This window comes from Kitasatospora sp. NPDC093558 (assembly GCF_040683475.1).
Taxonomy (GTDB): domain Bacteria; phylum Actinomycetota; class Actinomycetes; order Streptomycetales; family Streptomycetaceae; genus Kitasatospora.
Window position 1 is genome coordinate 1 of sequence record NZ_JBFBDY010001059.1, and the last position, 1,628, is coordinate 1,628.

The following is a 1,628-nucleotide window of genomic DNA, read 5'->3' on the forward strand; positions in this document are numbered from 1 at the left end:
GACCCGCTCGCGCGGAGCCGTCGGCACGAGTGCGGACAACGCCGCCGCCGAGGCGTTCAACGCGTCCATGAAGCGGGAGACCCTCCAGGGCGCGAAACGCTGGCCCGGAGTCCGCGCGGCCCGCCTCGCCGTCTTTCGCTGGATCAACCGTTACAACACCTGGAGAAGGCACTCGGCTCTCGACCATATGAGCCCGATCGCTTACGAGCAGAGGTCAGTTACGCTGACCGCCGCCGCATAACATCCGAAGACACGTGACGTTTGCCGGGGGGCCGACCCCGTTGGCATCCCTCGGTCCCACGATGAGTACGAGCGAGAGGGGAGACTGCGACTGTGAAAGACGACGCTTACTGCAAGATCTACGTCGATCTCGAGAGCACGGTGCAGGTCAAGAACGGTCTGCAGGACCTGCTGGGGATCAACTTCTCGGTCACGTCCGCCGAGGCCCTGGTGGGTGACATCCCGGTGGGCATCTACGTGATGAGGCACAAACCGCTCCATCGACGCCAGGCCGACGACTTCCTGACCTGGCGCGTGACCATCGACATCGAGCCGGATGACCGCAGCGCCGCCACGGACGAGTTGGTCATCACGGTCCTTGAGCACTTCTGGTTGCACAGCGTCTCTGCCGTCGCCGCCTGCGACTACGAGGACGATCTGCCCTTCCAGGGCACCCGGATCCTCCAGCGAGACGAGCCGCAGTAGCGGCCCGTCGGCGCAGCCCTGACGCGCCCGCGCACCGGGGCCAACCCGTCAGTCGGAGGCTCCTTCGACCAGGGCCGCAAGCGGCTCACCCGGACTGGGCGAAGCCACATGACCCCGATCGCCTACGATCAGAGACCAGTTACGCTGGCCACGGCCGCACAGCACCCGGTGTCCACGTTCCCGGGGGAAGCCCCGACCTCGGCGAACGCGGCCGAGGTGTATTGCGGGCCCCTGTCGCTGTGGAAGATCACCCCAGTGACATCCCCGCCCCGGGCTGCGACAGCGGCCTCCGGCGCGTGGACGGCCAACTCGGCGCGCATGTGCGGAGCCATCGACCAACCGACGACCCGGCGCGAGCACATGTCGATCACGGAGGTGAGGCAGAGCCAGCTGCCGCCGACCTGGATATAGGTGATGTCGCCGCACCAACGTTTATCGGGCGCGGCGGCGGTGAAGTCGCGGCCTATCAGGTCCGGGGCGCGCGGCGCGACGGGGTCGGGGACCGTGGTGCGCTTGCGGCGCCGCAGATGGCGGCCGACGATGCCGTGCTCGCGCATCAGCCGGGTCACCCGCCTGCGGTTGACCGTGTGCCCGAAGCCGCGTAGTTCGGCGTGCACCCGCCGGGCTCCGCAGGTCTCCTTGTGCTCGCCGTGGATCTCGCGGATCCCGGCCACCAAGGCGTCCTCCTCACTGCGGCGCTCGGCGCGGGCCTCGGCGCCGGCCTGCCACCGGCAGTAGCCGGAGCGGGAGACCTCCATCACCCGGCACAGCCGCTTCACGCCGAACTCGCCGGCGTGGGCGGAGATGAAGTCCCAGCGGCGGGGCGTCACTTCATCTCCTTGGCAAAATGGGCGGCTGCCCGGCGCAGGATCTCGCGCTCCAGCTGCCACTCCGTCTCCGCCTTCGCAGACGCGCGTTCTCCG

Annotated in this window: 2 protein-coding genes and 1 pseudogene; 2 read left to right on the plus strand and 1 reads right to left on the minus strand. The window is 68.8% G+C overall.

The features are described 5' to 3' along the window. Both AB0O00_RS38430 and AB0O00_RS38435 read left to right on the plus strand, forming a co-directional pair. Positions 1-241 (plus strand): integrase core domain-containing protein (locus AB0O00_RS38430; RefSeq protein ID WP_363659323.1); only part of this gene is annotated, 241 nt, incomplete at its 5' end. A 92-nt stretch (positions 242-333) separates the two neighbouring features. Next, the gene (locus AB0O00_RS38435) at positions 334-705 is read left to right on the plus strand and encodes a hypothetical protein (RefSeq protein ID WP_363659324.1); all 372 of its coding nucleotides are present in this window, start codon (positions 334-336) and stop codon (positions 703-705) included. A gap of 194 nt (positions 706-899) precedes the next feature. Here AB0O00_RS38435 and AB0O00_RS38440 read toward each other — a convergent pair. Beyond that, a pseudogene (locus AB0O00_RS38440) lies at positions 900-1,628 on the minus strand (IS3 family transposase); the annotation flags it as partial.